Below are 25,572 nucleotides of genomic sequence, written 5' to 3'. Positions count from 1 at the left end.
ACAAACTCCCGAATGCGCTGGCGTAGGGACGGGTCCAGTCATCTTTCGGGGTTTATTGTTAACCATATTGGTTAAGTGCCGGTTAAGGATAACGAAAGGTTTTCGGGCGCTTCGCGGGAGGCTTGAGACGGCAAAAGGCCCCGACGAAGCGGGGCCTTTCTCGATAATTTCGCAGTCTGAGCTCAGTTGAAGGCGTAGCGGATGCCGAGTTTCAGATCATGCGACGTCAGCTTGTGGAACTCCATGCCGTCGCCATTGGTGTTGGGGAAGTTGACCGGATCGTAGTTTACTGCCGGCCCGGTGCGGGCGTTGCCGAGATTGACGTAGCTGTAGCCCAGGTCAATGGTCATGCGATCGGTTGCCTTGATGCCGAGACCGGCGTGCAACGCCCAGGCGAAGTTCCACTGCGAGTCGGTGGAGGCCCAAGCACCGCCACCGTTTATCACATTGACGTCCCGGAAATTCGAAATGGTATTGCGGGATGTACCGATACCGGCGCCGACATAAGGAACGATCGGGCCATATTCGCCGAGATCGACATAGCCATTGGCCAGGAACAGCCATTCGGATTTCTTGGCGTGGAACTCGTTGGTGTAGGCGCTGCTGGTGGTTTCGACCCAATCGAGCGCGTTGAAGTTCGCCCCGCCACGATATTCGATGGTCGCGTCGCCGCGGAACCACTCGTTGAACTGGTAGCCGACGCCGCCGCCGAATAGCGGCGAGGAGGCGAAGCCGCCCTTGTCGTGCCAGCCATAGGCCAAGATGTCCGGATCGTTGTAGAGGTCCGAACGCAGCTCGTCCAGCCGCTGGTTGGTCATGCCCAGATAGCCGCGGAGGTACCAGCCGCCGATAACCGGCGCCACTACGACCGGCTGCTCGACGAGATCGGCCGCCATTGCGGGAACCGACATGCCGCTGGCCATCAGCGCGGCGAGTGTCAGTTTAAGAAACTTACGCATCTTCATCCCCCTTGCCATTCCCCGCACCGGACGGCCGAGGACGATTGAATTTCGCATGGACAATGAACTGGAAAGATTAAGGCCGGCTTAACCACGTTTATTCACCAAGATCGTGAAAAACGTTCAGAGCAATGCTGCTCTAATTGCTGCGGTTAATACTTGCTTATGGATTTGTCTGGGCAGCGCTAGACGCGCTGCGGAGGAGCGCAATCTCAACAAGCCATGCCGAAAAGCCCGCCGTAGGGCAGGCTTTCGCGCATCAATGGCATTTGTGGATCAGGCGGCCGTCTTGACTTCGGCAATCACGCCGACGATCTCGTCGACCACGCTCTCGACCAGCTTGGGGTCGTCGCCTTCGGCCATCACGCGGATCAGCGGCTCGGTGCCGGACGGGCGGATGACGAGGCGTCCCGATTTGCCGAGGCGCCCGCGGGCATCCTCGATCGCGGCCTTGACTGGTTCTGCCTCCAGCGGCTTGCCGCCCGAGAAGCGCACATTCTTTAAAAGCTGTGGCACCGGCTCGAACTTTTGGCACAGCTCGCTCACCGGCTTGTTCTGGCGCTTGACGCAGGCCAGAATTTGCAAGGCCGACACGAGGCCGTCGCCGGTGGTGGAGAAATCCGACAGCACGATGTGGCCCGACTGCTCGCCGCCGACATTGAGGCCGTGCGCGCGCATGTGCTCGACCACGTAGCGGTCGCCCACCTGGGTGCGATGCAGCTGCAGGCCGATGTCGCCCAGGAAGCGCTCCAGGCCGAGATTGGACATCACGGTCGCCACCACGCCGCCGCCGGCGAGGCGGCCGCTCTGGTGCCAGGACTCGCCGATCAGCGCCAGGACCTGGTCGCCTTCGACGACATTGCCGCGTTCGTCGACGATGACCATGCGGTCGGCGTCGCCGTCGAGTGCGATGCCGATGTCCGCGCGCACTTCATGCACCTTCTTGGCGAGGCTCGCCGGATGGGTCGAGCCGCATTCCTCGTTGATGTTGAAGCCGTTGGGGTCGTCGTGGATGGTGATGACCTCGGCGCCGAGTTCCCACAGGGCGGCAGGCGCCACTTTGTAGGCCGCGCCGTTGGCGCAGTCGATCACGATCCTGAGGCCCGTCAGCGACATGGAGCGCGGCAGGGTGCGCTTGGCGAATTCGATGTAGCGGTCATGCACGCCGTCGATACGCTTGGCGCGGCCGAGCGCATCGGCATCCGCCAGGGCGATGTCGATGTCCTGGTCGAGCAGCGCCTCGATGCGCATCTCGATCTCGTCCGAAAGCTTGTAGCCGTCGGGGCCGAACAGCTTGATGCCGTTGTCGTAGTAGGGGTTGTGCGAGGCCGAGATCATGACGCCGATGTCGGCGCGCAGCGAGCGGGCGAGCATGGCGACCGCCGGCGTCGGCACCGGGCCGAGCAGGAAGACGTCCATGCCCGCGGCGCAGAAGCCGGAAACCAGCGCGTTCTCGATCATGTAGCCGGAAAGGCGCGTGTCCTTGCCGAGCACCACGCGGTGGCGATGATTGCCCCGCTGGAAGGAAAGGCCGGCCGCCATGCCCACCTTCATGGCGACCTCGGCAGTCATCGGAAATTTGTTGGCCCGTCCCCGGATTCCATCCGTTCCGAAATAGCGTCTGCTCATACCTATCCAGTTTCCCCAGCCGTGGGCTCGCTCCCGCCACTCAGCTTCTGCCACAGCCAGCCAGCGCGCACAGATCACATTGTGTGATTATTTGTTACGAATCCTTGGAATTATCTTACGTCTCCCTTTATTTTTCTTGAACTTGGCGGATCACGAAAACGCCGGTCACATTTGGCGCCAAGGGAATTTTTCGGCTCAAGCTGGCCTGAAATGATTGTAGCTGGCTCCCATTTTCCTGCCGACGGCGCTTGCCGCGTGGCTACAGCCGCTGAATTCCACGAAATTGCACTAGAAAAGTGACGATAGTCTGCAATTGTTGCGGAACACGTCGCGGTTTTGCGCATTACCAGACATCTGGCGCCTTCGGACGTTGCAGGCACAGTTTTGTGCACGGTGCTTGTGGGGGCGGCAGCAACGGAGAGAAAACGCCATGCTTATCATGCGAATTGCCACCTTGTCGGGCCTCGCTCTTGCAGCCGCGTTGTTCGCGGCGCCGGCGAGCGCGCTCACGATGAAAGAATGCAGCGCCAAATATCATGCAGCCAAAGACGCCGGCACTCTAAACGGACAAACCTGGAAGGAGTTCCGCAAGACCGAATGCGCGGCTGATGCGGGCGCTGCGGCGACCGAACCGACTGCGCCGGAAAAGAAATCTTCGAGGTCCAAGAAGGCAACCGACACCAACGCCACTACCACGGAAGGCGCCAAGGGCCTGTCGATGCAGGAGTGCAGCACCAAGTACAACGCTGCGAAGGATGCAGGCACCCTGGGCGGCAAGACCTGGAACCAGTTCCGCAAGGCCGAATGCGCCCCGGGCGCTGGTGCTGCGGCTGCGACCAAGCCCGAGAACAAGCCGAATACCGCTGCGGCTGCTGGTGGCGGCAAGGGCCTGACCATGAAGGAATGCAGCGCCAAGTACAGCGCCGCCAAGACCGCCGGCAAGCTGAACGGCCAGAACTGGAACCAGTTCCGCAAGGCTGAGTGCAGTGCTGCGGCGGCTGAGGACGAGACCCTGCCGAGCCCCGACCAGGCAACCTACCAGGGTGAGCCGGAGAAGCCCACCACGGTGGCTCCGAGCAGCGTCAAGTTCCCCACCGCGATCTCGCAGAAATATGCCAACGAGACCCCCGGCAAGGCCCGCCTTCACACCTGCCTCGATCAATACTATGCCGCCAAGGACGCCAACCAGCTGGGCGGCCTGAAGTGGATCCAGAAGGGCGGGGGCTACTACAGCCTGTGCAATGCCAAGCTGAAGGGCTGAAACCCGCCTGAACCAAAAACCCGCGAGATATGCCTCGCGGGTTTTTCTTATCTCTTCAGGGCTTGATTGCCGAGAAGAAGAGAAAGCGGGGCGTGGTCGTCAGGCTCCGGTAGGCGTCGGGAAAAAGATCGCGCGCCCGGGGATCCGGTTGCGGCTCGCTCAGCCTTTCAAGGCGAAAACCGACCGTCAGCAAAGCATCGACCATCGCATGCAGCGACCGGTGCCAGAAGCGCATCTTGATCGTCCTGTCGCCCCGCTGCCACTCGTCTTCGAAGCTATAGGTCGCGAAGTAGTCGTCGGCGTCGGTCAGCTGATGATCCATGAAAGGATGGTGGGTGGAAAAGACCAGACGTCCACCGTTCCGCAGCAGGCGGTAGAATTCCGACAGCGGCTGCGACCAATCACGCAGATAGTGCATGACCAGCGCCGACAGGATCAGATCGAAGGACCCACCCTCGAAGGGCAGTGGCTTCTCAAGATCAGCTTGAACGAGACGACCCTGGTCTCCGAGCCTTTCCTTAGCGATGGCTAGAAGACCTGCACTCTTGTCGATGCCGGTCACGACCGCGCCCCGCTCGATGAGCGCCTGCGAATGGGCACCTCCGCCGCAGCCGGCGTCTAGCACGCGCAGGCCCGAAACGTCGCCGGCAAGCTCAAGGATCGCTGGGCGCTCGTAATAGGCATTCCAGGCATTGGTCTCGTTGTCGGCCACGTAGGACGCCGCAAAGGAATCATAGTCGTTCTCGGACATCGCTCCGCTCCTCTCCAATGCAAGTTCGGCCGCAGAAAGGCGGCGCCCCGAACGAAAACACCGCGGCAATGCCGCGGTGTTTGATTGTCAGGAAAACGCTGATTTGTGGAGCCTTAGCCCTGCGGCTGAGGTTCCATTCCGCCTTCGGGCTCTTCGCCGCCCTTCTTGCGGCGGCCGCCGCTGGAGCCGGCCTTCGGCACGGCCGAGCCGCGGCTCGGCGGCGTGTCGTCGCCCATGTCGCGGGCAGGCTTCTGACCAGCGATCAGCTGCTTGATCTCGTCGCCCGACAGCGTCTCGTATTCCAGCAGGCCTTCGGCCAGCGCGACCCAATCCTTCTTCTTCTTGGTCAGGATGGTGCGCGCGGTGGTGTAGGCCTCGTCGATCAGGCGGCGCACTTCGGCGTCGATGATCTGCGCTGTCTCTTCCGAGACGTTCTGGGTGCGTGCCACCGAATGACCCAGGAACACTTCTTCCTGGTTCTCGCCATAGGCAACTTGGCCGAGCTTGTCGGAGAAGCCCCAGCGCGTGACCATGGCCCGGGCGAGCTTGGTCGCCTGGTCGATGTCGGAGGACGCGCCGGAGGTGATGTTCTCCTTGCCGAACTTGATCTCTTCGGCAACGCGGCCACCCATCATGATCGCGAGACGCGAGACCATGTACTTGTAGCTCATCGAGTAGCGGTCGCCTTCCGGCAACTGCATGACCATGCCGAGCGCACGGCCGCGCGGGATGATGGTGGCCTTGTGCAGCGGATCGGCAGACGGAACATTGAGCGCCAGGATGGCGTGGCCGGCCTCGTGATAGGCGGTCAGCTCCTTTTCGGCCTGGGTCATGGCCGAAGAGCGGCGCTCCGCGCCCATCATGATCTTGTCCTTGGCGTCCTCGAACTCGGCCATAGTGACGAGGCGCTTGTTGCGGCGCGCGGCCATCAGGGCAGCTTCGTTGACGAGGTTGGCAAGGTCGGCGCCCGAGAAGCCGGGCGTGCCGCGTGCCAGCACCTTGAGGTCGACATTGGGCGCCAGCGGCACGTTGCGCACATGCACCTTCAGGATCTTCTCTCGGCCGACGATGTCGGGGTTCGGCACCACGACCTGGCGGTCGAAGCGGCCCGGACGCAGCAGCGCGGGGTCGAGCACGTCGGGACGGTTGGTCGCGGCAATGAGGATGATGCTCTCATTGGCTTCAAAACCGTCCATTTCGACCAGAAGCTGATTGAGCGTCTGCTCGCGTTCGTCGTTGCCACCGCCGAGGCCAGCGCCGCGATGACGGCCGACCGCGTCGATTTCGTCGATGAAGATGATGCAGGGCGCGTTCTTCTTGGCCTGCTCGAACATGTCGCGGACGCGGCTGGCGCCGACGCCGACGAACATTTCGACGAAGTCCGAACCAGAGATGGTGAAGAAGGGCACATTGGCTTCACCGGCCACCGAGCGGGCCAGCAAGGTCTTGCCGGTGCCGGGAGGGCCGACGAGCAGCACACCGCGCGGGATCTTGCCGCCCAGGCGCTGGAACTTCTGCGGATCGCGCAGGAACTCGACGATTTCCTCGAGATCCTGCTTGGCCTCGTCCACGCCCGCAACGTCCTGGAAGGTCACGCGGCCATGCGCCTCGGTCAAAAGCTTGGCCTTCGACTTGCCAAAACCCATGGCGCGACCAGAGCCGGACTGCATCTGGCGCATGAAGAATATCCATACGCCGAGGATCAGGATCATGGGCAGCCAAGACAGCAGCATGCCGAAGATCGAGCTCGAGCCGTCGTTTTCAGGGCGGGCATTGATGGTGACGTTCTTGTCCTGCAGGCGCTGGACCAGCGACGAGTCGCCCGGCGAATAGGTCTGGAAGCCGTTCGAGCTGTCGGTATAGGTGCCGGAGATGCGCTCGCCCGAAATCGTCACCGCCTTGACGCGGCCGGCCGCCACATCTTTCAGAAAATCCGAATAGGCGACGTCGCTGGAGGCACCCCGCGTTTGCGGCGTCTGGAACAGGTTGAACAGGGCAATCAGAAGCACTGCTATGATCGCCCAGAGCGCGAGGTTGCGATAATTCGGATTCATCGAGTTTCCCGTTGTGCCCGAGGCCGGGCACCTGTCGTTGTTGGAAGCGTGGACCTAACATAGGCAGCCCCATGGGCTATGCCAAGCAGTAGAGCACGGTTCGGTTAAGCTTTACTCCCAATATGGCTTCGCAATGGCGGCGCAGGCGGTGTTTCCGCCAAGATCAATTCGGCAATGGTCGTAGCCGGCGAAAGATCGAAGCCGGGCAGGAACAGCGCCCAGGGAGCGGCAATCGGCGTCGCCGAAACGCCGTGCGGCTCGGTTTTCGCAGTCAGGACGCCGAGGCATTCGCCGCCGCGCCAAAGCGCCGGCAGGGTCGCTTGGGCGGCGCGGATGAGGCTGGCGGGGGCGTTCACGCCTTCGATTCCGGCCTTTTTTGCCTCGGCCGAGCCCAATGGCGCAACGAGCGCGTCGCCTAGCGGGCCTCGCACGCGAAGGCGGAAGCGTCCATCCCAAGCCACGTTGCCGGCCGGTGCGAGCGGCGCTGGCAGATTGCGCGCCTCGCGACGCAGGAAGATGCCGTCGCGCCTGGCATCCAGCGCCGTCCGCGACAATGTGGCGCAAAAGGATTCCTGGCCGAGCCGCGCAAACAGCGCCTCGGTGCGCGCCGCGTCGGGCAGGTGAGGGGTGCCGCCGACGACGCCGAGCAGAATGCGAAGCGCATAGACGGTTGTCGAGGTTTCGGCTCCCGCGAAGTCCGGATCGAGGCGGATAAGCCCCGGGCAGGGCAGGCTTGCATGTACGCGAATGAGAGCCGCAGCACTCCCGCCCAGGCGCAGGCGCTCCTCGGCGGCTTGCGCAGCCATATCCAGCGCAGTCTCGATGCGCCCGTCCTCGGCGCTTCCGAGTGCTGCGCGGACCCGCGGCCGCTCGAAGAGCTGATTGATGTTGGTGGGGTCGTCCAGCCACGATTCGCCGATGCCGCGCAGATAGTCGCGCAGCTCCTGCCGGCGCGTGCCGAGCAGCGGGCGCACGATCCATACCGTGCCGTCGAACAAGGTGACGGGCGCCATGCCGGCCAGCCCGCGCGCATCGTCATCGGAGGTGCCGCGCTGGCTGCGCATCAGCACGGTTTCGGCCTGATCGTCGGCGGTGTGGCCGGTCAGGATCACGTCGGTGCCCTCGAGCCGTGCAGCCTCGGCAAGCAGGAGATAGCGCGCCATTCGGGCGGCGGCCGGAACGCCGGTCGTCGGCTTGGCGCCGGTCCAGGTCATGGTGCGATGGGCAATGCCGTGCCGGGCGGCAATTTTAGCCACTTCCTCGGCCTCGGCGGCGGAGCCGGGCCGCAGGCCATGATCGACGGTCACCGCCACGAGCTTGGTGCCGGGAGCAATGCGGTCGAGCCAGGATTTGGTGAGAAAGAGAAGAGCGAGTGAGTCGCTGCCGCCGGAAACCGCCGCGACAAGCGCGCGGCGCTCGGCAAAATCAAAGGTTGAGTAGAGCCGAAGGGGGTCGAGATCGGCTCGCTGCGTCAGCACGCCGAACGCGCCTGTTCCTGCTTGACGCGGTCCTTGAGCGCGGAGGTGATGTCGGGGTAGCGCTTGCCGATTTCATTGAAGGTAGCGCAGGCCACGTCGCGCTGGTTCAGGCCGACGAGCGAGATGCCGAGCTTGAGCAGCATTTCGGGGGCCTTCTTGGACTTCGGGTAGGCCTTGTTGGCGGCCAGGAACGTTTCCGCCGCGTCGCGGTACTTCTGCTGGCCGAGCAGGGCCTCGCCGAGCCAGAAATGCGAATCGGGGGTCTTGGGGTCGTTCGGGAACCGCTCGATGTGCTGGCGGAAGCCGGTCTCGGCCGTGCCGTAGTCGCCCGAAAGAATGAACTGGTAGGAATTGCGGTAGAGCTCGTCCGGACTGTTGGTCTCGGGCAGGGCGGCCACGACGGCGCCATTGCTAGCCGGGGCCGTGTTGTTGTCGGCCGGAATGGCTTCGGCGGAACCCGCATCGCCGATGCTGCCGCTCTTGACGTTGCCGTTGGCGTCGAAGGTGATGGTGCCGAAGCTCTTGGGCGGGATGCCCTTGCCGGCCGTGCCGGCGGCGGTCTGCTGGCCGCCATTTTCGGTGATGATTTCGCCCACGCTGGTCGAGGAGCTGCTCGCCGCCTGGCCGGCAGAAGTGGCCAGCGGCTGCTGGGTGGAAGACGCCGCGGAATTATCCGCGACGCTTCTGTTGGTGTGGCCGGACCCGGCGTCCGACTTCTTCTTGTTTTCCAGCTCCTGGAAGCGGAACTCGTTGTCTTCCTGCATCTTGCGCAGCTGTTCCTGCATCTGCAGGACCTGGAAGTTGAGTTCCTCAATGGTGCCGTTCAGGGTGCGGACCTGCTCCTCGAGCGTCTGCACGCGCGGATCGCTGGCCTGGGCGACCTGAATGAGGCCGGCCTGCTGGCCGGTGAACACGCCGGGAAGCCCTGACTTGGGCATCGGAACGGCAATGCCGTGATTGCCGGTGGTTGCCGGTGCCGCGGTCGTTGAAATGTCGCGCGCATAGGCTGCACCCGACAGAAGAAGCGCGGCCAGGGTGCCACTCAGGATTGATCGAAAATACATGTGCCTCTCGCCAATAAAACGGGAATTGCAAATCGCAACGATTGCGCTCTGCCTTTTATCAGCGCCAGAGACTTCGGCCAAATTTTGTTTACATGAGTGGCCGAAGCGGCAGCAAAAATGGCTTCTTGGGTCAGTGATGCAAGAAGGCCACAGTGCCGCATGACGCGTGGTATCGATCGGGCAGATCGCAAGGAAAAGGCGGCCACTTGGGCCGCCTTTTTTGTCTAAGCCATGGACTGGCTGTCGGCTTCTGTGCCTGAAGCATGATCTTGTCCGAAAAGTCTGCAACTTTTCGGTATCATGCTTTAGCTGCCGGCGCCGCCAAGCGTGGTGACGGCGCGACGGTTCTGCGACCAGCAGGAGATGTCGTCGCAGACGGCAACCGGGCGTTCCTTGCCATAGGAGATGGTGCGGATGCGGTTGGCGGGAACGCCGCGGCCGACCAGGTAGTCGCGGGTGGCGGCCGCACGGCGAGCGCCTAGCGCCAGGTTGTACTCGCGGGTGCCGCGCTCGTCGGCGTGGCCTTCGACCACGATCGCATACTGCGAATACTTGTTCAGCCACTGCGCCTGGCGGGCCAGGATGCCCTGGGCGTCAGCGCGGATCGACGTGGAGTCGGTGTCGAAGAAAATGCGGTCGCCGACATTGACGGTGAAGTCCTGTGCCGAGCCGGGGGTTGCCGCACCGGCGCCGCCCAGGCCGAGATCGGCCGCGCTGTTCGGAGTCTTCTTGGAGGCGCAGCCGGCGAGCGCCAGCGACGCTACCAGGGCAACGGCCACGGGGTTGGTTGCAAGTTTAGCGATGCGGCGCATCCCGCCTCTCCTTCGCATTCGAGTGATTTCGTTGATCGACCAGTAACCACATTGAGGTTAACCGGCGTACAAGAAACATGGTTAACGTTTGATTGCGGCCGCCCGTCCGCGACCCTGTGCCTATGTCTCATTTCGCGCGCACCCTAGGCCTAAATGCGGCGGAAGCGCGGCGATTGCGTGAATCGTCGCGCTTCGCAAGCTGGCTGCTACTCGAGCAGCGGCGACCAGGCCGGGTCGGAGGCGAAGTTCGCCGTCGGGACCGGCTGCTCGTTACGACCGGTCAGGTCGATCGAGTAGAGACGCGGTCCGCCCGAGCCGGCGGCCTCGCGGAAGAACATCAGCACGCGGCCGTTCGGCGCCCAGGTCGGGCCTTCCTGCTGGAAACCGCTCGTCAGGATGCGCTCGCCCGAACCATCGGTTTTCATGACGCCGATCTGGAACTGGCCGCCCGACTGCTTGGTGAAGGCGATCAGGTCGCCGCGCGGCGACCACACCGGCGTCGAATAGCTACCTTCGCCGAAGGAGATGCGGGTCTGACCCGAGCCATCTGCGCCCATCACATAGATCTGGGGCCGGCCGCCGCGGTCGGAGGTGAAGACGATCTTGGAGCCGTCCGGCGAATAGGAGGGCGAGGTGTCGATGGCGCTGGAGTTGGTCAGGCGCGTGGTGGTGCGGCTGCGCAGGTCCATCGAGAAGATGTTGGAGTTACCGTCGTCGCGCAGCAGGCTCATGATCACCCGCTGGCCGTCCGGCGAGAAGCGCGGCGCGAACGTCATGCCCGGGAAGTTGCCGACGAGCTCGCGCTGGCCGGTTTCGATCTGCAGCAGGTAGACCTGCGGCTGACCGCTCTCATAGGACATGTAGGTGATTTCCTGGCGCGTCGGCGAGAAGCGCGGCGTCATGGCGATCGCGCGGCCGTCCGACAGGTAGCGCACATTGGCGCCGTCCTGGTCCATGATGGCGAGGCGCCGCTTGCGCTGGGTCTTGGCGCCGGATTCGTCGACAAACACCACGCGCGTATCGAAATAGCCCTTTTCGCCGGTCAGGCGCGCATAGATGGCATCGGCGATGATGTGGGCCACACGGCGCGAATTGGCCTTGGAGGAAAAGAACTGCTCGCCCACCAGCTGCTGGCCGGCAAAAGTGTCCCAGAGGCGGTACTGCGCGCGCAGGCGGCCGTCGGCTTCCTGGGTCACGCGGCCGGTAACCAGCGCCTGGGCATTGATGACCTTCCAGTCCTCGAAGCGCGGCTGGGCGTCGGGGTTTGAGATCTTCTCGATGAAGGCGCCCTTGTCGATCGGCGCAAACAGGCCCGACCGCTTCAGGTCAGCGGAAACGATGCTGGAGATTTCCGCGCCGATGCCGTCACCCGACAGGAAGTCGGTGATGGCGATCGGCAGCGGCTCGACCGTGCCCTTGTTGACGTCGATCTCCACGCGCGCACGCGCCGGCAATGTCGTCACGGCGCTCATCCCGGTGGCCAGCGCCCCCATCAGCATGATCGTTTTCAAAAGATGTTTCATACAGTTCAGCCTCTTTTGTTCAGACGCGCGGACGCGGGATCAGAACATGTCGCTTGGATCGAAATTCACAACCACCTCGGACCAAGTGTCATACTTGTCAGCCGGGAGGTTGAACGGTGCACATTTTTGGACGGCACGGACGGCGGATTCCGCTGCAATACGAGCGGGGCCGGATGCGGCGCCACCGGACACGATTTCCGGGCGGCCTTGCAACATACCGGACCGATCGAGCTGGAACTTAACGGTCACCTTCAGCGCATTCGCATCGTCTACGCCGGCAGGGATGTTCCAGCAGCCAGCGAGACGACCGCGCAGCGCGTCCATCTCGGTCTGGGAGAGTTTGTCGCCCTTGTTGTTGCTCTTGTTGCCGCCCAGTGAAGCCTGTTCGCTCGAGCGCTTGGCGCCGCCGCCGGACGCTTTCTCCTTATTGAGAACAGCCATGATCTCGTCGTCGAAGGACTTATCATCCGACTTCGGGGCGGAAGAGGCCTGCTTGGTCGGCTTGTCGGCCTCCTTGCGGTCCGGCTTCTTCGCGGTCTCGGGCTGTTGCGGCTTAGGCTTGGCCTCCGGTGACGGGGCCGACTTGGGCAACTGCACGGCCTCCGCGTTCGGGCTCTCGGCGGCGATCGCCTCGGCCACCGGGTCGGCCTTGCTCTCTTCCTTGGGCTGCGGCTGCGGCGGCGTCGGCTCCTTGACCGGTTCCGGCTTGGGCTCTGGCTTTGGTTCGGGCTGCTTCACCGGTTCGGGCTTCGGCTGATCCGCGGGCTTGGGCGTCGGCTCGGGGGCCGGCGGCGGCGCATCGGCCGTTTCCACCGGCTTGGGCTTGGCGTCCGGCGTCGGCTTCTTGTCGGTGTCGACGGTGTTGTCGCCGACCTTCTGCGCGTCGGGCACGACGTCGGGCCGCTTGGTCGGCTTGGGCGCGGGCTTGTCCTTCATGGGCGATTTCTTGTCGCCCTGCTGGATCTGGGTAAGCGATTCGATCGGAACGATATCGACGGGCATGGACTCGACGTCCGTCACCTCGAAGGCGCGCGGCGCCGACAAGGTGAACAGGCCGAGGCCCAGCGCCACGGCATGCAAGACAACCGATGTTGTAAGACCGGCTCGCATGCCTGGTTACTTGTCCTGTTCCTGAAGCGTCACCAGGCCGAGATTCTTGTAGCCGGCCGCCGAAATGCGGGCCATCACCTTCATCACGGTGCCATAGTCGGCGCTCTTGTCGCCGCGCACGAAGATGCGCTCTTCATAGCCGGTCTTGGAGATCGCCTCGAGCTTGGCCACGATTTCCTCGAGCTGGATCTCGGTTTCCTGCAGATAGATCTGGCCCTTGTCGTTCACCGAAACGGTGATCGGCTGGGTGTCGGAATTCATCGCCTTGGCCTGTGTGTCGGGCAGGTCGATCGGCACGCCGACAGTCAGCATCGGCGCTGCGACCATGAAGATGATGAGCAGCACCAGCATCACGTCCACCATCGGCGTGACGTTGATTTCGGAGATGGGGCCCTTGCGGCCGCGTCGTCTGCCGCGTCCCCTGCGCCCGGCCCCGCCTGCGCTTACAGACATACCCATGATTGCGTCCCCTTAGGCCTTCGGGCCCACCTTCTCATCGATTTGGCGCGACAGTATGGCGGAGAACTCGTCCGCGAAGCCTTCCATGCGCATGCCGAGCTTGCCTGCGTCCGCCGACAGCTTGTTGTAGGCGATGACCGCCGGGATAGCGGCCAGAAGGCCGATTGCCGTGGCCAGCAGCGCCTCGGCGATACCGGGGGCGACAACGGCAAGGTTGGTCGATTTCGAGCCGGCGATGGCCTGGAACGAGGTCATGATGCCGACCACGGTTCCGAACAGGCCGATGAACGGAGCTGCCGAGCCAATGGTCGCGAGGAAGCCGAGCCGGCCCTCCAGGCGTTCCATCTCGCGGGTCAGCGCCAGGTCCATTGCCTTGTCGATGCGGGTCTGCAGCGCCAGCGGCGACTTGGCGCCCTTCTCAAAGCTCTTCTTCCACTCGCGCATCGCGGACACGAAGATCGCGCCCATGCCGGTCGTCTTGCGGTCGGAGAGGGTGCGGTAAAGCTCCTCCAGCGACTGGCCGGACCAGAAAACCTGCTCGAAGCGGTTCAGCGCCGCGCGCATGCGGTTATAGGCGATGGTCTTGTCGACGATGATGGCCCAGGTCCAGATGGAGGCGCCCAGCAGGCCAAGCATGACCAGCTTGACGACCCAGCCTGCCTGCCAGAAAAGCGCCCAGATAGACAATGATGCGCTCGGTTCGGCGAGTGCGAGATTTTCCATGATTAGACAGTCCTTAATACTTTCCGGGCCCGGCTCGTGGCTTTGCCCATGCGCATCATCCCATGTGTGGTCCGTTCGCGCGAAGCTTCCGGAATTGTCCCCAAATGCGCCGTTATCGGCCTTTTCGGGGCGAAATTTGGTGAAAGGAAGGCGCCAAATCCGCGCAATCCTCGTCAAGTTCTTCATGGACCGTTATGGTTAAGGATGAGTTAGGAATAGGGCGGGGAAGCGTTTCGCCGGTAAGATTATCGGCGTCGCTTGCTGGCCTCATTTGGTTGCCGTTGCGAGACGTCTGTCGATTTCGTGCGGCTTGCTCTGGCGTCGGGCCGCGCGGCATTCTATATTTGCGATTGGCGGTCTGCGCCTCGCGGCAGGAGTAACATTTCCCCGGGGCCTTATCGATCCTTAAGGGAGCTGTCCCTGGGAAGACCCGTGGGTTTTCTCACACGGCGCCCACCTACTTTGTAGGTTCCCGGGATCGACTTCTCCACCGGTTGTGTGGATCGCCTCTTTCCCGAAAATTCGGCGGCGGAATGGATGCAGGGTGTCGCTCTCGCGATGACTTGCGTTGATTACATCTTTTATTCTGTGCCGAAGATTGGCCGACAGGAGTGGATGAAGCAGTGACCGAGATGAAGGCCCTCAAGAAGGAACTGCGCAACCAGGCGCTGGCGCGCCGCGACGCGCTGCCGGTCGATTGGCGCATCGAGGCGTCGCTGCAGATGGCCGAGATGGCCGCCAGTATTCCCGTCGAACCCGGCATGATCGTTTCGGCCTTCTGGCCGATGCGCTCCGAGGTCGATTCCCGCCCGATGATGTTTGCCCTGCGCGACAGGGGCGCGCGCATTTGCTTGCCGGCCATCCTCGACAAGACGACCATCGTGTTTCGCGAACTGGTGCGCGGCGCCGAGATGGTCGAGATGAGCTTTGGCACCGCCGGCCCGGCCGAAGACGCCGAAGTGCTCGACCCGGAACTGATGCTCATTCCGCTTGCCGCCTTCGACAGGCGCGGCCATCGCATCGGCTATGGCGCCGGCTACTACGACCGCGCCATCGCGCGCCTGCATGAAAGGGGCATGCGGCCGCGCATGATCGGCATTGCCTTCGATTGCCAGGAGGTTCCGCTGGTGCCCGATGAGCCGCATGACGTGATCATCCCGGAAATCCTGACCGAAAGCGGGTTGCGCCGTTTCGGCTCCGCCCTATAGAAGGGAGGCCGGCTGCCCGGCAGCGACATTTTCCGCGGGATCAAGGCTTTCAGTTTATATGAGACTTCTCTTTCTGGGTGACATGGTCGGCAAGTCCGGTCGGACGGCGGTGTGGGAAAAGCTGCCGGGACTGATTGTCGACCTCCGGCTGGATTTCGTCATCGTCAACGGCGAGAACGCCGCCGGTGGCTTCGGCATCACCGAGGAGATCTTTCGCGAGACGGTGAATGCCGGCGCCGACGTCGTCACCACCGGCAACCACGTCTGGGACCAGCGCGAGGCGCTGGCCTTCGCCCCGCGCGAGGAGCGCTTCCTGCGCCCGGTCAATTTCCCGAAAGGCACTCCGGGCCGCGGCTCGGGCCTCTACATCGCCAAGAACGGCGCGCGCGTGCTCGTCTCCAACATCATGGGCCGCGTCTTCATGCATCCCGAGCTCGACGACCCGTTCCAGGCGGTCGAGCGCGAGCTTGCAGCCTGCCCGCTCGGCGAACAGGCGGATGCGGTGGTCATCGACTTCCATGCCGAGGCGACCAGCGAGAAGATGTGCTTTGCCCATTTCGTCGACGGACGCGCCAGCCTTGTCGTCGGCACCCATACCCACCAGCCGACTGCCGATCACCAAATCCTCAACGGCGGCACCGCCTATATGACGGATGCCGGCATGTGCGGCGATTACGACTCCTCGCTCGGCATGGACAAGGAGGAGCCGCTCAACCGCTTCCTCTCCAAGGTGCCCAAGGGGCGCTTCGAGGCAGCCAGCGGCCCGGCCACCATCTGCGGCGTGGGCGTCGAGATCTCCGACCGCACCGGCCTTGCCGAAAAGGTCGCGCCTCTGCGCCTCGGACCCCGGCTGGAAGAAACCGTACCTTCCTTCTGGGCCTGACGTTGACGTAAGGCGCGCGCGTTCCTACCTCTGCCGGAAATCTTCACCGGACAGGGGACAATTCCGCAGATGCCGATCGTTGAATTTCTAGCGCCGCACTTCGCCTTCCTGAGCGAGCCTACGGCCTGGGCGGCCCTTGTCACGCTTGTGGTGATGGAGGTCGTGCTCGGCATCGACAACCTGATCTTCATCTCGATCCTGACCAACAAGCTGCCCAAGGAGCAGCAATCGCGCGCCCGCCGGCTCGGCATCAGTGCCGCCCTCGTCATGCGGCTCCTGCTGCTTGCGACGATCTCGTTCATCGTCCAACTCACCACGCCGGTCTTCACCGTGTTCGACCATGGCCTTTCCTGGCGGGACATCATCCTAGTCGCCGGCGGCCTGTTCCTGGTGTGGAAGGCCACCACCGAAATCCATCACTCCATGGACCCCAACCACGAGACGGACGGGGGCCAGGTCAGCGGCACGCTGAAACTGTCGATGGGTGCGGCGATCTTCCAGATCCTGCTGCTCGACCTTGTGTTCTCGGTCGATTCCATCATCACCGCCGTAGGCATGACCGACGAGATCGTCATCATGTATATCGCCGTGATCGCGGCGGTGACCGTCATGCTGGTGGCCGCCGATCCGCTGGCCAAGTTCATCGGCGACAACCCGTCCATCGTCATGCTGGCGCTGGCCTTCCTGTTGATGATCGGCATGACATTGATCGCCGACGGTATGGGCTACCACGTGCCCAAGGGCTATATTTACGCAGCGATGGGCTTCTCGGCGCTGGTCGAGGCGCTCAACATGCTGGCCCGGCGCCGAAGGGCAAGCGGCGAACAGTGACTTTTTTGCCGTTTGCCGGTGTCTTCAAAACGCCGGCAAACCGGTTTTTCTGGACGTTGGACGGCGATTTATCTATAAGCGCGCCCATTCCAGATAGCCAAAATCCTATAGCCAACAGGGGTGCCATGGCCGGCCATTCACAATTTAAGAACATCATGCACCGCAAGGGCCGCCAGGACGCGGTGCGGTCCAAGATGTTTTCCAAGCTCGCGCGCGAAATCACGGTAGCGGCCAAGCAGGGCCTGCCAGACCCGGCGATGAACCCGCGCCTGCGCCTTGCCGTGCAGAACGCCAAGGCCGAGTCGATGCCCAAGGACAACATCCAGCGCGCCATCAACAAGGCCGCGGGCGGCGACGCCGAGAACTATGAAGAAGTGCGCTACGAGGGCTATGGCCCGGGCGGCATCGCCGTCATCGTCGAGGCGCTGACCGACAACCGCAACCGCTCCGCCTCCAATGTTCGCGCCGCCTTCACCAAGGCCGGCGGGGCGCTCGGCGAAACCGGTTCGGTGTCCTTCATGTGGGATCGCGTCGGCGAGATCGTCTATCCGGCCTCGGCCGGCAACCCCGACAAGGTCATGGATGCGGCCATCGAGGCCGGCGCCGAGGACGTCCAGTCGGACGAGAGCGGCCACACCATCCTCTGTGCCTTCGAGGACCTCGGCGACGTCTCCAAGGCGCTCGAAGCCTCGCTGGGCGAAGCCCAGTCGCTCAAGGCGATCTGGAAGCCGCAGAACAACATCCCGGTCGACGAGGACCGCGCCCAGTCGATCCTCAAGCTCATCGCCACCCTCGAAGACGACGACGACGTGCAAAACGTCTACGCCAATTTCGAGGTCGACGAAGCGACCATGGCCAAGCTCAGCGCGGCCTGATGACCTCTGCGCCAAAAGCCCGCATAGCCATCACCTACTGCACGCAGTGCATGTGGATGCTGCGTGCGGGCTGGATGGCGCAGGAACTTCTTTCGACATTCGGCACGGAGCTCGGCGAAGTGGCGCTGGTGCCTGGCACCGGCGGCGTCTTCGAGATCACCTGCAACGGCGAACTCATCTGGGAACGCAAGCGCGACGGCGGTTTCCCGGAGGCCAAGGTGCTCAAGCAGCGCGTTCGGGACATCATCGATCCCGAGCGAGATCTCGGCCACTCCGACCGCAAAGCGGGGGATCAGGCCTGATTTCGCCCCGGGAGCCGCAAACGCCACAGATAAGCGCGAATCGCCGTCCATTCGATGTGCTTCCTGATCATCAGGCAGCACCTTGTCGAGAGCGGAGCCAGGCATGACATCGAGACCACGCGTTGCAGTTCTCTTCGGCGGTCGCTCCGCCGAACACGAAGTTTCCATCCTTTCGGCAAGCAATGTGGTCAAGGCGATCGACCCTGCCCGGTACGAGGTCGTGCCGATCGGCATCACCCGCGACGGCCGCTGGTTCCTGGCCTCGCTCGGCCCGGACGGCGCATTGCCCAAGACGGTGCCCGAAACCGGCCCTGAGGTGAGCCTGCTGCCCGGCGGCAAGGGCCGGCTCGTTGCTGTCCCCGACGCTGGCGCGCCGTTCGAGCTGCCGAAGATCGACGTTCTTTTTCCGGTGCTGCATGGGCCCTTCGGCGAGGACGGCACGGTGCAGGGCCTGGCCGAGGTCGCTAACGTGCCTTACGTCGGCTGCGGCGTGCTGGGCTCTGCCAATGCAATGGACAAGGATGCCGCCAAGCGCCTGATGAAGGAGGCGGGGCTGCCCGTAGCGCGCGCCGTCACAGTCCACGCCGGCGAGCGGCCTTCCTTCGAGGCGGTGAAGGCGGAACTCGGCCTGCCGGTCTTCGTCAAGCCGGCGCGCCAGGGCTCTTCGGTGGGCGTGAGCAAGGTCGAGACGGCCGCGCAATTCGAGGTGGCGCTTGGTGAGGCCTTCAGGCACGACCGCAAGGTGCTGGTCGAGGAATTCGTCGCCGGCCGCGAAGTCGAGTTCGCCGTGCTCGAGCAGGTCGACGGGACGCTGGTCACTTCAGTGCCGGGCGAGATCGCGCCGGCCGCGAGCCATGGCTTCTATACCTATGAGGCCAAATATGTGGATGCCGCGGGGGCTGCCCTGCGCATTCCCGCCGAGCTGACCGAGGCGGCCACCAGGGCGCTGCAAGAGATAGCCCGAAAGGCGTTCCTGGCGCTAGGCTGCGAGGGCATGGCGCGCGTCGACTTCTTCGTCCGCGCTGATGGCAGCGCGCTCGTCAACGAGCTCAACACCATCCCCGGCTTCACCAATATCAGCATGTATCCGAAGACGCTTGCCGCCAGCGGCATCGCCTATCCCGACCTGGTCGGCCGGCTGATCGAGCATGCTGTCGCGCGCTGGCAGAGGCAGGGCTGACACCCCTGCGGTGACGTTCTCGCGGCCAACAAAAAAACCCGCCCTTGGGGGCGGGTTTTGTAATCGTCGGCGCGAAGCAGGTCGGCTTAGATGCCGAGGCCTTCGTAGCGCTTCTTGAACTTCGACAGACGGCCGCCGCGGTCGAGCAGCGTCTGCGTGCCGCCGGTCCAGGCCGGATGGGTCGACGGATCGATGTCGAGGTTCATCGTGTCGCCTTCCTTGCCCCAGGTCGAGCGGGTCGTATACTCGGTGCCATCGGTCATGACGACCTTGATGACGTGGTAGTCGGGATGGATATCGGCCTTCATCGCACTTTTCCTGCTTCTGGTGGCGCGGTTCGCGGCTTGCGCCTGCGGCGATGCGCCTCTTTTGAAAATTCGAAGCCGCAGCTATTGAGGAGCCACGGCTTCTAAAACGGTCGGCGTCGCTATACATCAGGCCGATTTGAATCACAAGGCCGCACCGGCGGTTTCGCGCCGCGCGACCGAAAGGACGGACAAGATGGCTGAGAGCGGGCGCAACACGGAAAAAGACAACCGCCGTTCGCTCAAACCATTGCAGCGTCTTTCGCCCTATATCACGCGTTATCGCGGCCTCGTCGTCGGCGCGGGCGTGTCGCTGGTGGTGGCGGCGGTGACCACACTAACGCTGCCGATCGCGGTGCGCCGAATGATCGACCACGGCTTTTCCAATTCCGATTCCGGCTTCATCGCCAACTACTTCTCGATGCTGGTGATCATGGCCGCGCTTCTGGCGGCGGCCTCGGCCGGCCGTTACTATTTCGTCATCACGCTCGGCGAACGCGTGGTGGCCGATATCCGCCGCGACGTCTTTTCCCACGTTACCAAGCTGTCGCCGGCCTTCTTCGACACCGCCCAGTCGGGTGAGATCGTGTCGCGGCTGACCGCCGACACCACCCAAGTGAAATCGGCCGTCGGCGCCACGGCCTCGGTGGCGTTGCGCAACGTCATCCTTTGCATCGGCGCCATCGGCATGATGGTGGTGACCAGCCTGAAACTGTCCGGCCTGGTGCTTATCGCGATTCCGCTGGTGGTATTGCCGCTGGTCGCCTTCGGCCGCTCGGTGCGCCGCAAGTCGCGCGCAGCACAGGACACGCTTGCCAACGCCACGGCCTATGCCAGCGAGCAGATCGGCGCCATGCGCATCCTGCAGGCCTTCACCAATGAGAAGCTGGTGACGGGACGTTTCGCCCGCGCGGTGGATATCTCCTTTGAGGCGGCACGCTCATCGATCCTGGCGCGGTCCATCCTCACCTTCGTCGCCATCTTCATCATCTTTGGCTCGGTGGTGGCTGTGCTGTGGTTCGGCTCGCGCGATGTGCTCTCCGGCGCGCTTTCGGCCGGCACGCTCGGACAGTTCCTCCTCTATTCGGTTTTCGCCGCTGGCGCGCTCGGCGCGCTGTCGGAAGTCTGGGGCGATCTCAGCCAGGCAGCCGGCGCCGCCGAGCGGCTGACCGAGATTCTGGCCGAAAGGCCGCAGATCACCGCGCCCGCAAATCCGCTGCCGCTACCGGCGAAGCCCGAGGGCAGGGTGGAGTTCCGCGATGTCTCCTTCGCCTATCCGGCGCGGCCCGACAGGCCGACGCTCCACAATGTCAGCTTTGCCATCGAGCCGGGCGAAACCGTAGCCATCGTCGGCCCTTCGGGAGCGGGCAAGAGCACCATCTTCTCGCTGCTCCTGCGCTTTTACGATCCCGAATCGGGATCGGTGCTGGTTGACGGTGTCGATGTCACCAAGGCTGACCCGCAGGATGTGCGCGGCCGCATGGCCATCGTGCCGCAGGACATCACGATTTTCGCCGCGACCGCAGGCGAAAACATCGCCTTTGGCAGGCCCGGCGCCTCGCAGGACGAAATCCGCGCGGCGGCGCACGATGCGCTGGCCGACGAGTTCATCGAAAAGCTCGCGAACGGCTACGACACCGAAGTGGGCGAGCGCGGCGTCATGCTGTCGGGGGGGCAGCGTCAGCGCATGGCAATTGCCCGCGCCATTCTGCGCGATGCGCCGATCCTGCTGCTCGACGAAGCGACTTCCGCGCTCGATGCCCAGAGCGAAACGGCGGTGCAGACCGCGCTCGAACGGTTGATGAAGGGCCGCACCACCATCGTCATCGCCCACCGCCTTGCGACGGTGCTCAAGGCCGACCGCATCCTGGTCATGGATGGCGGCCAAATCGTTGAAGAGGGCACCCACGCCACGCTGGTGCGCAAGGGCGGCGTCTATGCCGAACTCGCCCGGCTGCAGTTCGAAAACGGCGCGACGGCTTTCCAGGCGGCGGAGTAGGGCGGGCGCTCTTCGAGCCTTAGGCAACGTGCCGGCCAAGTTCAAACGGCGGACCGCGCAAGACAGGGGCGAAGACTCAGAGCTTCGCAATGGAGTCATATTAATAATAAAAGAAGCCCCGGTCGCCCGGGGCTTTTTTTGACCTGCCGATCGATCAGAACTTGTAGTTCAGGCCAGCTCTAACGGTGTTGAACTTGAACTTCCTATCAATACTTAGATGAGTGCCTTCGGCGATGTCGCCATCGAAGACGTTGGAATTGCCCAGATCGGTGTAGAGATATTCGGTTTTGAAGGTGAGGTGGTCGGTGATGGCATATTCCGCGCCGGCACCAATCGTCCAGCCAGCTTTGGTCTTCGAACGGCTCTCATGAAAGTTGAAGCCAGGAGCGTCTACGTCGATGAAGCTCTTGGTTCGACCGTAGGCGAGACCGCCAGTTGCATACACCAAGAAGCGTTCGGTCGCGAGAACGCCGGCCCGAGCGCGCAGGGTGCCATACCAGTCGAGCTTGGTACCGACGCTGCCGCTAATCGAGTTGCCGAAGTCGTCGGACAAATCGAACGAGCCCTCACCCTTGATATTGGCGCCCTGGAAGTCCGTTTCCACGCCGAGGACCCACTGGTCCATCTGCCAGTTGTAGCCGGCCTGGACGCCGCCCAGGAAGCCGCTGGATCTAAAGTCGAGATTGCCGTTCATGTGATCGGTATGGCTGATCTCGCCTTCCCACCAAGTTTGAGAAATGTCGAATGAATGCTTGGCCTTGTCGCCACCGTAGCCGAGATTCACGCCGACATAGGCACCGGTCCAGCTGAACACCGGAATGACTTCCGGAACCACGACGTCAGCCGCAAAGGCCGCAGACGAAAAAAGAGTTGCGGCGATAGCAATGCCGCCAACGTACTTCAGCTTCATTATTCTAGCCCTCCAGGAAACAGATATACTGTTCTTATACGCGACGTCTGGTGAGTCGGATGTAGTAAAAGTGCAACAAATTGGAAATTGGTGAGAGTCTAGGGGGTTTGGCGTGCTTGATTGCCTTTGGTTTCGATTCGATAGCAAGAGATAAATCGTAGGTGAGGGTGGATTAGAAAGTACTTTTTTTATCTAGTTGCTTTACAATTCTTGTATATGCAAGCATTGAAATCACGCAAAGGAATCAAGTGCTTACGAGCGCGCTCACGACTCTGTGATCGAAAGGTGATGCGTAAAGCAATGCGCTGAAAGAGTTGCCATTTTCGGCAGAACCAATGCATCCTGGCGGTCAATTATGATGCCGCCCAATGATGCTTGTTTTTTTGAAACCTAACGTTCAGATCGGCCTTGAACCCGCCATGTAGGCGCAGCTGAACAGATAGTCGGCGCAAAAAGAGGCCGAGGTTGCGGTCGGCTGAGTCGGAAATTCGGACCAGCCGGGCCGCGATCCAGTCACCGCCCCGCGGCGTGGCGGCCGGCGGCGCGGCCCGAAAATATGCAACCGCCGAGAAAAGTGCCTTCGAGCGCGTTGTAACCGTGATAGCCGCCGCCGAAGCCGGCCATTTCGCCCGCAGCATATAGGCCCTGGATGGGCTCGCCGCTGTCGTCCAGAACCTGTGCGTTCACATTGGTGTGCAGGCCGCCCAGCATCTTGCGGGTGAGGATATTGAGCCGCACGGCGATCAGGGGGCCGTTGGCCGGATCGACTGGGTCAGCACGAACCAGGAATAGTCGTAGCGGGAGGCCAAAATCGTCTTCAGCGTCGAGAGCGTGTCGAAGCCGGGCAGGCAGGGTACCGGCAGCCGGTTGCCACGCGCATCGAACCACAGCGAGGATGGCCCGGGCAGAATGTGGATGCCGTGGTTCGGCCAGATCGGCGCCCAGTTTTTCACGCCCTCCGTATAGTGCCACATGCGGTCGCCATTGATGACCACCGCGCCGGCTTGCTGAGCGATCGCCACCATGCGCCCGTCGACGTGGTGCGGCACGCTGGCAACCATGTTTTTCGGCGGCGGGCCGAGGCGATCCCGCGGCCAGTTCTTGCGTACCAGCTCGAAATTGCCGCCGATGCCGCCGGAAGTGACCAGCACCGCGCCAGCGCTAACTTCGGAATCGCCGACGACTGCGCGTCCGGATTTCTGGCCGCGCTCAACGGTCGAGGGCTCCAATATTTCGCCGGCAACGCCGGTAATTCGGCCGTTGATCCTTATCAGCCGGCTTGCCTGATGGCGGAATTTCAGCTCGATCCGTCCCGCCGAGACGTGTTCGCGCACGCGTCGCAAAAAGAGTTCCAGCACGCCGAGCCCGGTGCCTCAGGTGATGTGGAAACGCGGCACGGAATTGCCGTGGCCTGTGGCGAGGCCCCACCGCGCTCGGCCCAGCCTACGACCGGAAACCAGCGCATGCCCTGCGCATGAAGCCAGGGGCGCATTTCGCCGGCCGCAAAGTCGATGAAGGCTTCAGCTACCTTGCGCGGCCAATATTCTCGGGGCGGTCGAACTGTGCCGATCGAGGTGAGGGCAGTTTCGGCGAAAGGCGGGGGAGATCAAGCGGGAAATTCGGGAGAACTATGGCCTCGCCCGTGCAACAGCCCCCTCCGGTTTGCCCGGCAAGCCACCTCTCCCCCGTTTGGCAGGGGAGAGGTGCCGACGAAGCGAGGCGGAGAGGGGGGATTTTCCACCGCGCGGACAAATGCCGTGGAAGGATCAAGCCCCGTAGCGCTGCTTCAGATGCTCCGTGAAATACCGCGCATTGAGCTTTTCGCCAGTCGCGCGCTCCAGCATCTCAGGCGTCGAATAGCGCGAGCCCTGCGACCAGATATTGTTGCGGCGCCAGGCGTTCACCGTCTCGAAATCGCCCTTGGTGATGTCGTCGTCCACCGCCGGATGCTGCCGCTTCAGCGCCGCCCATTGCTGCGCGGCCATCATGGCGCCGAGCGTATAGGACGGGAAATAGCCCAAGGCGGCGCTCGGCCAGTGCACATCCTGCATCGGTCCGTCGGCGGGGTTGTCGATAGTGGAAAGGCCGAGATAGTCGCGCATCTTGGCGTCCCACGCCTCCGGCAGGTCGACCGGACTCAGCTTGCCGCTCACCAGCTCCTGCTCAAGCTCGAAGCGCAGGATGACGTGCAGCGGATAGGTCACCTCATCGGCGTCGACGCGGATCAGGCCGGGCTCCACCCGGTGGACATGGGCAAGGATGTCGGCCTTGTTCCAGTGTTCGCCCAGATGCTGCTCGACCAGCGGCAGGGCCCAGTCCCAGAAGGCGGGGTTGCGGCCGAGCTGCTTTTCCACGAACAGGCTCTGGCTTTCGTGCACCGCCATGCCGCGCGCCTTGCCGAGCGGCCAGTGCGCCCATTCCTGCGGCAGGTTCTGCTCGTAGAGCGCGTGGCCGGTTTCATGCAGCACGCCCATCAGCGAGGACAGGAAATCGGTGGTCTTGTAGCGGGTGGTGATGCGCACATCGGTCGGCACGCCGCCGCAGAACGGATGGTGCGAGACCGAGAGGCTGCCGCGCGTCAGGTCGAATCCGACGGCCGCCATCATGGCAAGGCCCAGCTCGCGCTGCCGCTCGATCGGATAGACGCCCGAAAGCGGTTTGAGTGGCGTTTTCGCCAGCCGCTGTGCCTGCGCTTCCAGCGCCTCCGGCACGAAGCCTTTCAGGAAGGCCTTCAGCTCGTCGAACACGGGCGCGATGTCGGCCGCGCGGTTGCCTGGATCATACTGCTCCATCAGCGCGTCATAGGGCTGAAGCTTCAGCGCGTCGGCGCGCATGGCAGCTTCCTCGCGCACCAGCGCGATCACGCCTTCCAGTGCCGGTAGAAAACCCGCCCAGTCGTTCTTGGCGCGCAGGTCGCGCCACAGCTGCTCGCAGCGCATGCGCGCCACCGTCTGCCGCTCGACAAATTCGGAAGGCAGGCAGGTCATGTTGGTGTATTGCCGCCTGAATTCGCGCAGTGCGGCCTTCTGGTCAGCATCCAGGGCCTCGCCTTCGGCGGCGCTTATCCAGTCGGCGATTTCGGGCGCGGTCGCCTGCCGGTGATGCATGCCCGCGAGGGCCGCAATCGCCTCGGCGCGCTTTTCGCCGCCGCCAACGGCCATGTGTGTCGCCTCGTCGGCACCGAGGATTGCGAGCGCGTGCTCCAGCGCCTCCAGCTTGCGGCCGAGCTGGTCGAGTTTAGCGAATGACATGGTGC

The 25,572-nt window shown here is 63.2% G+C and carries 22 protein-coding genes, 1 other RNA gene and 1 pseudogene; 9 read left to right on the top strand and 15 right to left on the bottom strand.

Annotated elements, in window-relative coordinates; genetic code table 11:
* Positions 1–182: 182 nt before the first annotated feature.
* Both M2281_RS08645 and glmM read right to left on the bottom strand, forming a co-directional pair.
* Positions 183–959: an outer membrane protein gene (locus M2281_RS08645; protein WP_280820650.1), complete on the bottom strand. Its 777-nt coding sequence runs from the start codon at positions 957–959 to the stop codon at positions 183–185.
* Between the two features lie 276 nt (positions 960–1,235).
* On the bottom strand, positions 1,236–2,588 hold the full coding sequence (gene glmM, locus M2281_RS08640) for a phosphoglucosamine mutase (protein ID WP_280820649.1): 1,353 nt from the start codon (positions 2,586–2,588) through the stop codon (positions 1,236–1,238).
* Positions 2,589–3,018: 430 nt separating this feature from the next.
* Here glmM and M2281_RS08635 point away from each other — a divergent pair, with 430 nt between their 5' ends.
* Positions 3,019–3,849: a hypothetical protein gene (locus M2281_RS08635; RefSeq protein WP_280820648.1), complete on the top strand. Its 831-nt coding sequence runs from the start codon at positions 3,019–3,021 to the stop codon at positions 3,847–3,849.
* A 55-nt stretch (positions 3,850–3,904) separates the two neighbouring features.
* Here the strand turns inward: M2281_RS08635 and M2281_RS08630 are convergent, their stop codons facing one another.
* From M2281_RS08630 to tolQ, 9 genes are all read right to left on the bottom strand, one after another.
* Positions 3,905–4,600, bottom strand: coding sequence for a class I SAM-dependent methyltransferase (locus M2281_RS08630; protein ID WP_280820647.1), 696 nt, complete (start codon positions 4,598–4,600; stop codon positions 3,905–3,907).
* 113 nt (positions 4,601–4,713) lie between these two features.
* Positions 4,714–6,654 (bottom strand): ATP-dependent zinc metalloprotease FtsH, encoded by a 1,941-nt coding sequence (gene ftsH, locus M2281_RS08625; protein ID WP_280820646.1) that lies wholly within the window; start codon positions 6,652–6,654, stop codon positions 4,714–4,716.
* 104 nt (positions 6,655–6,758) lie between these two features.
* Positions 6,759–8,132, bottom strand: a complete 1,374-nt coding sequence (gene tilS / locus M2281_RS08620) for a tRNA lysidine(34) synthetase TilS (protein WP_280820645.1) — start codon at positions 8,130–8,132, stop codon at positions 6,759–6,761.
* Positions 8,126–9,196 carry a tol-pal system protein YbgF gene (ybgF, locus tag M2281_RS08615; RefSeq protein WP_280820644.1) on the bottom strand — a complete coding sequence of 357 codons (1,071 nt, stop codon included), beginning with the start codon at positions 9,194–9,196 and terminating at the stop codon, positions 8,126–8,128. Before ybgF ends, tilS begins: the two co-directional genes overlap by 7 nt.
* A gap of 305 nt (positions 9,197–9,501) precedes the next feature.
* Positions 9,502–10,008 carry a peptidoglycan-associated lipoprotein Pal gene (gene pal, locus M2281_RS08610; protein WP_280820643.1) on the bottom strand — a complete coding sequence of 169 codons (507 nt, stop codon included), beginning with the start codon at positions 10,006–10,008 and terminating at the stop codon, positions 9,502–9,504.
* Between the two features lie 206 nt (positions 10,009–10,214).
* A complete protein-coding gene (tolB, locus tag M2281_RS08605) occupies positions 10,215–11,531 on the bottom strand; it encodes a Tol-Pal system beta propeller repeat protein TolB (protein ID WP_425537686.1) in 1,317 nt (438 codons plus the stop codon).
* Between the two features lie 39 nt (positions 11,532–11,570).
* Positions 11,571–12,641 carry a hypothetical protein gene (locus M2281_RS08600; RefSeq protein WP_280820642.1) on the bottom strand — a complete coding sequence of 357 codons (1,071 nt, stop codon included), beginning with the start codon at positions 12,639–12,641 and terminating at the stop codon, positions 11,571–11,573.
* 6 nt (positions 12,642–12,647) lie between these two features.
* On the bottom strand, positions 12,648–13,100 hold the full coding sequence (tolR, locus tag M2281_RS08595) for a protein TolR (protein ID WP_280820641.1): 453 nt from the start codon (positions 13,098–13,100) through the stop codon (positions 12,648–12,650).
* A gap of 12 nt (positions 13,101–13,112) precedes the next feature.
* The gene (tolQ, locus tag M2281_RS08590; protein WP_280820640.1) at positions 13,113–13,823 is read right to left on the bottom strand and encodes a protein TolQ; all 711 of its coding nucleotides are present in this window, start codon (positions 13,821–13,823) and stop codon (positions 13,113–13,115) included.
* Between the two features lie 352 nt (positions 13,824–14,175).
* On the opposite strand from tolQ, the gene ssrS reads away from it, so the two are divergent.
* The 7 genes from ssrS to M2281_RS08555 all read left to right on the top strand — a co-directional run bounded on the left by ssrS (position 14,176) and on the right by M2281_RS08555 (position 19,102).
* Positions 14,176–14,332: non-coding RNA, 6S RNA (gene ssrS, locus M2281_RS08585), on the top strand.
* A 114-nt stretch (positions 14,333–14,446) separates the two neighbouring features.
* Positions 14,447–15,031, top strand: a complete 585-nt coding sequence (locus M2281_RS08580) for a 5-formyltetrahydrofolate cyclo-ligase (protein WP_280820639.1) — start codon at positions 14,447–14,449, stop codon at positions 15,029–15,031.
* 58 nt (positions 15,032–15,089) lie between these two features.
* The gene (locus M2281_RS08575; protein WP_280820638.1) at positions 15,090–15,914 is read left to right on the top strand and encodes a TIGR00282 family metallophosphoesterase; all 825 of its coding nucleotides are present in this window, start codon (positions 15,090–15,092) and stop codon (positions 15,912–15,914) included.
* Positions 15,915–15,983: 69 nt separating this feature from the next.
* A complete protein-coding gene (locus M2281_RS08570; RefSeq protein ID WP_280820637.1) occupies positions 15,984–16,745 on the top strand; it encodes a TerC family protein in 762 nt (253 codons plus the stop codon).
* A gap of 125 nt (positions 16,746–16,870) precedes the next feature.
* Positions 16,871–17,620 (top strand): YebC/PmpR family DNA-binding transcriptional regulator, encoded by a 750-nt coding sequence (locus tag M2281_RS08565; RefSeq protein WP_280820636.1) that lies wholly within the window; start codon positions 16,871–16,873, stop codon positions 17,618–17,620.
* Positions 17,620–17,922: a SelT/SelW/SelH family protein gene (locus M2281_RS08560; RefSeq protein WP_280820635.1), complete on the top strand. Its 303-nt coding sequence runs from the start codon at positions 17,620–17,622 to the stop codon at positions 17,920–17,922. The genes M2281_RS08565 and M2281_RS08560 overlap by 1 nt, the downstream gene beginning before the upstream one ends.
* Before the next feature lie 103 nt (positions 17,923–18,025).
* Entirely contained in the window at positions 18,026–19,102 is a 1,077-nt protein-coding gene (locus M2281_RS08555) for a D-alanine--D-alanine ligase family protein (protein WP_280820634.1), read from the top strand.
* Between the two features lie 86 nt (positions 19,103–19,188).
* Here M2281_RS08555 and rpmE read toward each other — a convergent pair whose 3' ends face one another.
* A complete protein-coding gene (rpmE, locus tag M2281_RS08550; protein ID WP_106723512.1) occupies positions 19,189–19,410 on the bottom strand; it encodes a 50S ribosomal protein L31 in 222 nt (73 codons plus the stop codon).
* A gap of 193 nt (positions 19,411–19,603) precedes the next feature.
* Between rpmE and M2281_RS08545 the strand changes: the two genes are divergently transcribed.
* Positions 19,604–21,406 (top strand): ABC transporter transmembrane domain-containing protein, encoded by a 1,803-nt coding sequence (locus M2281_RS08545; protein WP_280820633.1) that lies wholly within the window; start codon positions 19,604–19,606, stop codon positions 21,404–21,406.
* A 154-nt stretch (positions 21,407–21,560) separates the two neighbouring features.
* On the opposite strand, the gene M2281_RS08540 is transcribed toward M2281_RS08545, so the two are convergent.
* From M2281_RS08540 to M2281_RS08530, 3 genes and pseudogenes are all read right to left on the bottom strand, one after another.
* The gene (locus M2281_RS08540) at positions 21,561–22,316 is read right to left on the bottom strand and encodes an outer membrane protein (protein WP_280820632.1); all 756 of its coding nucleotides are present in this window, start codon (positions 22,314–22,316) and stop codon (positions 21,561–21,563) included.
* A 513-nt stretch (positions 22,317–22,829) separates the two neighbouring features.
* A pseudogene (locus tag M2281_RS08535) lies at positions 22,830–23,885 on the bottom strand (FAD-binding protein); the annotation flags it as partial.
* 197 nt (positions 23,886–24,082) lie between these two features.
* On the bottom strand, positions 24,083–25,567 hold the full coding sequence (locus M2281_RS08530) for a carboxypeptidase M32 (protein ID WP_280820631.1): 1,485 nt from the start codon (positions 25,565–25,567) through the stop codon (positions 24,083–24,085).
* Between the last annotated feature and the right edge of the window lie 5 nt (positions 25,568–25,572).

Source organism: Pseudaminobacter soli (ex Li et al. 2025) (genome assembly GCF_029892515.1).
GTDB classification, from domain to species: domain Bacteria; phylum Pseudomonadota; class Alphaproteobacteria; order Rhizobiales; family Rhizobiaceae; genus Pseudaminobacter; species Pseudaminobacter soli_A.
This window is presented reverse-complemented; position numbering and strand designations above follow the sequence as displayed.

Bases quoted from the DNA above. Each gene is read 5' to 3' on its own strand.
- M2281_RS08630 (WP_280820647.1), bottom strand. From the start codon at position 4,600: ATGTCCGAGAACGACTATGATTCCTTTGCGGCGTCCTACGTGGCCGAC.
- tolR (WP_280820641.1), bottom strand. From the start codon at position 13,100: ATGGGTATGTCTGTAAGCGCAGGCGGGGCCGGGCGCAGGGGACGCGGC.
- M2281_RS08530 (WP_280820631.1), bottom strand. From the start codon at position 25,567: ATGTCATTCGCTAAACTCGACCAGCTCGGCCGCAAGCTGGAGGCGCTG.
- M2281_RS08635 (WP_280820648.1), top strand. From the start codon at position 3,019: ATGCTTATCATGCGAATTGCCACCTTGTCGGGCCTCGCTCTTGCAGCC.
- rpmE (WP_106723512.1), bottom strand. From the start codon at position 19,410: ATGAAGGCCGATATCCATCCCGACTACCACGTCATCAAGGTCGTCATG.
- M2281_RS08575 (WP_280820638.1), top strand. From the start codon at position 15,090: ATGAGACTTCTCTTTCTGGGTGACATGGTCGGCAAGTCCGGTCGGACG.
- M2281_RS08560 (WP_280820635.1), top strand. From the start codon at position 17,620: ATGACCTCTGCGCCAAAAGCCCGCATAGCCATCACCTACTGCACGCAG.
- M2281_RS08645 (WP_280820650.1), bottom strand. From the start codon at position 959: ATGCGTAAGTTTCTTAAACTGACACTCGCCGCGCTGATGGCCAGCGGC.
- M2281_RS08565 (WP_280820636.1), top strand. From the start codon at position 16,871: ATGGCCGGCCATTCACAATTTAAGAACATCATGCACCGCAAGGGCCGC.
- M2281_RS08555 (WP_280820634.1), top strand. From the start codon at position 18,026: ATGACATCGAGACCACGCGTTGCAGTTCTCTTCGGCGGTCGCTCCGCC.
- pal (WP_280820643.1), bottom strand. From the start codon at position 10,008: ATGCGCCGCATCGCTAAACTTGCAACCAACCCCGTGGCCGTTGCCCTG.
- tolB (WP_425537686.1), bottom strand. From the start codon at position 11,531: ATGAAACATCTTTTGAAAACGATCATGCTGATGGGGGCGCTGGCCACC.
- glmM (WP_280820649.1), bottom strand. From the start codon at position 2,588: ATGAGCAGACGCTATTTCGGAACGGATGGAATCCGGGGACGGGCCAAC.
- ftsH (WP_280820646.1), bottom strand. From the start codon at position 6,654: ATGAATCCGAATTATCGCAACCTCGCGCTCTGGGCGATCATAGCAGTG.
- ybgF (WP_280820644.1), bottom strand. From the start codon at position 9,196: ATGTATTTTCGATCAATCCTGAGTGGCACCCTGGCCGCGCTTCTTCTG.
- M2281_RS08600 (WP_280820642.1), bottom strand. From the start codon at position 12,641: ATGCGAGCCGGTCTTACAACATCGGTTGTCTTGCATGCCGTGGCGCTG.
- M2281_RS08570 (WP_280820637.1), top strand. From the start codon at position 15,984: ATGCCGATCGTTGAATTTCTAGCGCCGCACTTCGCCTTCCTGAGCGAG.
- M2281_RS08545 (WP_280820633.1), top strand. From the start codon at position 19,604: ATGGCTGAGAGCGGGCGCAACACGGAAAAAGACAACCGCCGTTCGCTC.
- tolQ (WP_280820640.1), bottom strand. From the start codon at position 13,823: ATGGAAAATCTCGCACTCGCCGAACCGAGCGCATCATTGTCTATCTGG.
- M2281_RS08540 (WP_280820632.1), bottom strand. From the start codon at position 22,316: ATGAAGCTGAAGTACGTTGGCGGCATTGCTATCGCCGCAACTCTTTTT.